Raw genomic sequence first — 5,781 nt, forward strand, 5'->3', positions numbered from 1 at the left:
CCTCAACTACCGCACCGAAGCTCTCCTAACGATGAAAGTCACGACGTATACGCCGGAAGAATGCCCACTTTGTGCGCAAGGCCTTCCCGTGGTTAAACCGGGAAGCCGCAAGGCCTAAAACAAGAAGAACCGTCCCTTTTGTTCTTAAAATTAAGTCGCGCTACGGCGATATGTCAGAAGGATTCCGCGAATACAAATAGAACAACTCTTTAGGCACTGCCAAAGAGTGTGCCAAAGATTATAGGAGGAGATCGCGTTGATCAAGAGAGTTGCCATCGTTCTGACTATCGCCGTGCTGTTACTCGGCGGCCTAGGCGGCATTACCCCGACCGTCGCGCAGCAACCGGCCATCCGCATTATGTTCAACGGCCAGTATCTAAACCTCGACGTACCGCCTGTTATTCAGGGCGGCCGCACCTTGGTTCCCTTCCGCGCCATCTTTGAGGCGCTGGGTGCCACCGTTTCGTGGAACGAAGCTGCACGGACCGCTACCGGCACACGCGGCACCACGACCGTCGCCCTGACCATCGGCAACAACAACGCCACCGTCAACGGCGTCGCCACGCGTCTGGACGTAGCTCCGCTTGTACAGGGCGGGCGGACGTTAGTACCCCTACGCTTTGTCTCCGAGAACCTAGGTGCCACCGTGCAGTGGGTGCCGCGCCACAATATCGTCGTGGTGCGCGGACCGGCTCCCCCCGGCAGATTTAAGATCGGTATTATGACCGGTACCGCCGTCCAGAACGAAGAAGAACTGCGCGCCGCCGAGAACATGGTGCGCAAGTACGGCCGCGACAGAATCGTGCTTACTACATACCCACCTCGTTTCACGGTAGAACAGGAAACGACCATCTCTAACCTCCGCGCACTCGCCGCCGACCGCGACGTACGCGCCATCGTGATCGTGCAAGCCGTAGTCGGCACGGCGGCTGGCATCGAAGAAGTGCGCCGCATGCGCCCCGATATGCTGATTATCGCCGGCACGCCGGGTGAAGACATGGACCTTATAGCCCGCCGCGCTGACGTCGTCTTGCAGGACAACGCTAGGGCGATGGGTCGTGCCATCGTAGAACAGGCTCACCGTATGGGTGCGAGAACCATCGTCCACTACTCCTTTGCCCGCCATATGGCCAACGCCATGCTCTTCCAACGTCGCCAGTTGATGGAGCAAACCGCCAACGAGCTCGGCATGCGCTTTGTCTTTGCCGACGCTCCCGACCCCACCGGTGAAGGCGGCGTAACCGGAACGCAGCAGTTTATTATGGAAGACATCCCCCGCCGCGTCGCCCAATTCGGCAAAGACACCGCCTTCTTTGGCACCAACTGCGGCATGATGGAGCCTATGATCCGCCAAGTAATCGCCACCGGTGCCATCTTCCCGGTACAGTGCTGCCCGTCGCCCTACCACGCCCTACCGGGAGCGCTCGGCATCTCCATTCCCGCTGAGCGCCAAGGCGACCTCGCCTTTGCCATGTCCGCCATCGCTCGCGAACTGCGCAGGCTCGGCGCCGAAAATCGCGTTTCCACCTGGCCGGTACCTGTGAACATGCTCTTTGTCGAAGCCGGCGTAGAATATGCCATGGCCGTACTTAACAACCAGACCATGGGTCGCGTAGATATGGTAACACTCGAAGGCATCCTGATGGCTCGCGCCGGCGGCCCTGTGCACCTTGAGCACCTGACCACCGCTCGCGGCAACTACTTCCACTATTTCTTGTTCCTATCTGACTTCGTCAACTTCGCCAATATCCCCTAAATCACTGGTTAACGAGGTGCAGGGGAGCAACAGCACCCTGCACCTTTACTCTGACCGAGCAAGGGAGGACAAGCATGGGCAACTCCGATTACGTCCTTGAGTTAAACAACATCAGTAAGCAGTACGCGGGAAATCGCGTCCTGAAAAATGTCACCGTCAAGGTTAAGCCGGGCGAGATTCACGCCGTGCTGGGCGAGAACGGTGCCGGCAAGTCGACCCTTATGAATATCCTTTTCGGCATGTCTGTCATTCATACCACCGGGGGTTTTGAAGGCGAGATGCTGATGGACGGCAAACCGATAAGCATTACCAGCCCCTTCGACGCCATGTACTTAGGCATCGGCATGGTCCACCAGGAGTTTATGCTGATTCCCGGCTTTACCATTACGGAAAATATCAAGATTAACCGCGAACACACCCGCCATAACATAGTCAGCCGCATCGGCGGACCTGCCCTCAAAAGCCTTGATATGGCCAAAATGAACAAAGAGGCGCGGCAGTCCTTAGACCGAGTCGGGCTAAATATAGACGAATGGGTAAAAGTTGCCGGCTTGCCGGTTGGCTATATGCAGTTTGTCGAAATTGCGCGCGAGATCGATAAGACAAATATTAAGGTCCTAGTATTTGACGAGCCTACGGCGGTGCTGACGGAGAGCGAAGCCGACAAACTACTGGAGGTTATGCGCACCATCGCTAACTCCGGCATTGCCATTTTGTTTATTACACATAGGCTAGACGAGGTAATGTCGGTAGCCGACCAGATTACGATTCTGCGCGACGGGGAGCATGTGCGCACGCTCCCGCCTAAAGAAACAAATACTTTTCACTTAGCAGAACTCATGGTAGGCCGAGAAGTGCACGTAGTGGACAAGGGCGACCGCGCCAAGACCGGAAAGGAAACTGCCATATCCATACGCGGCCTGCGTGTCCTTATGCCGGGCGAGGAAGTGCGCCACGTAGACCTAGACGTACGTGAGGGTGAAATTCTCGGCATCGGGGGACTGGGCGGACAAGGGAAAATCGGCATCGCCAACGGCATTATGGGGCTTTACCCCGCGCGCGGCGAGGTAACTATCCGCGGCAAGAAGCTCTCGCTTAACGACACAAGAGGTGCCTATGCCGCCGGCCTCGCCTTCGTCTCGGAGGACCGTCGCGGCGTCGGCTTGCTGCTTGATTCGTCCATTGAAACCAATATTGTTTTTACCGCGATGCAAATGCGCGAGAACTTCCTCTGGAAACTTGGCCCCTTTAGCCAAGTCAACTCCCGCAAAATTCGGGCCCACGCCTTAAAGATGATTAAAGCCCTAGATATTCGCTGTACCGGACCCACCCAGCTTACGCGCCGCTTAAGCGGCGGCAACCAGCAAAAAGTGTGCGTAGCGCGCGCATTGGCGCTAGACCCCACGATACTTCTGGTGTCTGAGCCCACGCGCGGAATTGACGTCGGTGCCAAGAAGCTGGTTATGGACACTTTGGTTAAGTTAAATAAGGAACTGGGCATGACCATCATTATGACCTCCAGCGAATTGGCGGAACTGCGCTCCATTTGCGACAGAATCGCCATCGTGTGCCACGGCAAGATCGAAGGGATACTTGCGCCGACGGCCAGCGATGTTGATTTCGGGCTGATGATGGCTGGCGACTACTACAAGTATCGCGGCAAGGAGGCTTAGCATATGGAAAAAGTCAGAGCCATAATCAAGGAAGTAGGCCTGCCGCGGGTGATCATCATAGCTTTTCTGGCCTTGCTTATCGTCCTTGCGGCTGCATATCGAATCCCTTTGGTTCCGCTGCTTGGCGACGTTTTGACGCGCACACTGATCAACGGACTGTTTGTCTTGGCCATGCTCCCGACTATCGCCAGCGGTATCGGTCCTAACTTTGGCTTGCCGCTTGGCATTTTAGCCGGGCTGATTGGCTTGCTCCTGGCAGTTGAGTGGAACCTTACCGGCTTTACGGCTATTTTTGTGGCTATGCTTACGAGTACGCCGCTCGCTATCGTCGCAGGTGCCGCCTACGGCTGGCTGCTAAATAAAGTCAAGGGCTCGGAGATGATGGTCGCCACCTATGTCGGCTTCTCCTTGGTTTCGCTGATGAACATCGGCTGGACTGTGCTGCCATTCCAAAGTCCCATATTACGGTGGCCGATCGGGCGCGGGTTACGCGCCACCGTTACCGTCGCCGACTTTTTCGAGAAAGTCCTCGACGGATTTTGGGATTTCAGCATCGGCGGGTTTGTTATCCCTACCGGGCTTATCTTGGCCTTTCTCATCCCCTGCGGCCTCGTTTGGCTGTTTATGCGCAGTAAAACGGGCCTCGCCATGAAGGCCGTCGGCGACAGCCGCCAGTTTGCCGAAGCGAGCGGCCTCAATGTCGATAAGTACCGCATCCTAGGTGCCGTATTGTCGACCGTGATCGGGGCCATCGGCATCGTGGTGTTTTCGCAGAGCTTTGGCTTTATTCAGCTCTACGAGGCACCGATGTTTATGGGATTCGCCGCCGTGGCCGCTATTCTTATCGGGGGTGCCAGCGTGCGCCGAGCCAATGTCACTAACGTCATTGTGGGCACCATCCTGATGCAGGCCTTATTGGTCATCGCCCTGCCTGTGGCCGGCAAGATGATCGTAGGCGGCATGGGAGGCGCAGCGGAGATTACCCGCATCATCGTGTCCAATGGGATTATCCTCTATGCGTTGGCCCAAGTGGGCGGAGGTGACTAAATGTCTACACAACCTGTATCGACACCCGTTGTTAAAACCACTCCTCCGCGCAGCCTGCATCGCGCACTAAAGCAGTTCCTGCTCGACAACATGGTGACCCTGTTCTTTGCGGTCATCTGCGCCCTCGGGCTATGGGCCGCCGGGCTGCCGCTCTCCTTTGTCGTCAGCGACCTGATCCTCCGCATTTCACGTAACGGCGTGTTGATCCTAGCCCTGTTAATCCCCGTTATGGCCGGGATGGGCCTAAATTTTGCCATTACGCTCGGGGCTATGGCCGGACAACTGGCTATCCTGATGGTGGTGCATTGGGAGATCGGCGGGGTAGCCGGGGTAGCTTTAGCAGCGGTGTTAGCCACACCCATGGCCGTGTTGTTTGGCATTTTGGTGGGGAAACTCCTCAATAAAACACGCGGGCAAGAAATGATCACCAGCATGATCACCGGTATGTTCGCCAGCGGTCTGTACATGCTCTTGCTGATGGTCATCGTAGGCACGGTTATCCCGGTTAAGAATCCCGAGATCATGCTTGGCACCGGGATTGGGGTCAAAGATACGGTCGACCTAGCCATTCTAAGCCGCGCCGTAGACGATCTGTGGTCCGTGCCGCTCCCCACAATGGGCCTAGCGGCAGCCGCACTGATGCTGCTCTATTATGGCGGCAAGCTTCTGGCCAAACAGACTAGCGATCCGGAGCAGGCAGGGCGTGCCGTCATCAAGCTGGGGCTTATAGCGGCAGTGGCCATTGCCGCAGTGTCGGGCTGGATTATGACTACCGATTCGCTGTTCAATATGGTAACGGTGCCCGTCGCGACCTTTGCACTGGTTGCGCTGGTGGCCATCTTTAACCTCTTTATCATTACCACCAAGCTGGGCCAAGATTTTCGTGCCGTGGGGCAAGACCAGCATATTGCCAAAGTCTCGGGCATCAATGTGGATAGAACACGCATCATCGCCATGACCATCTCGACCGTACTGGCCGCCTGGGGTCAGCTCCTGATGCTGCAAAACTTAGGCAACCTGCGCACGTACGGCGCACATGAGGCGGTAGGCATGTTTGCGATTGCCGCGCTCCTTATCGGCGGCGCTAGCGTTTCGCGTGCTACGGTTGGCCAAGCGCTAATTGGCATGGTGCTGTTTCACACCATGTTCTTGGTTTCACCACAGGCAGGTAAAGCTCTGCTCGGCGACGCACAGCTTGGAGAGTTCTTTAGAGCCTTCGTAGCTTACGGCGTCATCGCCGCCTCACTCGCTATGCACGCCTGGAAGCGCACCATGGCCACCAGAAAACGCCTACTGAGTTAAGAA

The 5,781-nt window shown here is 56.6% G+C and carries 4 protein-coding genes; all 4 read left to right on the top strand.

The window, feature by feature from the left end; translation table 11 throughout:
• Window positions 1-256: 256 nt before the first annotated feature.
• Entirely contained in the window at window positions 257-1,756 is a 1,500-nt protein-coding gene (locus tag KGZ66_09460; protein MBS3985806.1) for a DUF3798 domain-containing protein, read from the top strand.
• A 74-nt stretch (window positions 1,757-1,830) separates the two neighbouring features.
• Window positions 1,831-3,429, top strand: coding sequence for a sugar ABC transporter ATP-binding protein (locus KGZ66_09465; GenBank protein MBS3985807.1), 1,599 nt, complete (start codon window positions 1,831-1,833; stop codon window positions 3,427-3,429).
• A gap of 3 nt (window positions 3,430-3,432) precedes the next feature.
• Window positions 3,433-4,476, top strand: a complete 1,044-nt coding sequence (locus tag KGZ66_09470) for an ABC transporter permease (GenBank protein ID MBS3985808.1) — start codon at window positions 3,433-3,435, stop codon at window positions 4,474-4,476.
• Window positions 4,477-5,778: a hypothetical protein gene (locus KGZ66_09475; GenBank protein ID MBS3985809.1), complete on the top strand. Its 1,302-nt coding sequence runs from the start codon at window positions 4,477-4,479 to the stop codon at window positions 5,776-5,778. It abuts the gene before it with no gap.
• Window positions 5,779-5,781: the final 3 nt, after the last annotated feature.

Source organism: Selenomonadales bacterium (assembly GCA_018335585.1).
GTDB lineage: Bacteria > Bacillota > UBA994 > UBA994 > UBA994 > UBA994.

What these genes read in the sequence shown, in the direction of transcription:
- KGZ66_09470 (MBS3985808.1), top strand. Translation starts at nt 3,433, where the DNA reads ATGGAAAAAGTCAGAGCCATAATCAAGGAAGTAGGCCTGCCGCGGGTG.
- KGZ66_09465 (MBS3985807.1), top strand. Translation starts at nt 1,831, where the DNA reads ATGGGCAACTCCGATTACGTCCTTGAGTTAAACAACATCAGTAAGCAG.
- KGZ66_09475 (MBS3985809.1), top strand. Translation starts at nt 4,477, where the DNA reads ATGTCTACACAACCTGTATCGACACCCGTTGTTAAAACCACTCCTCCG.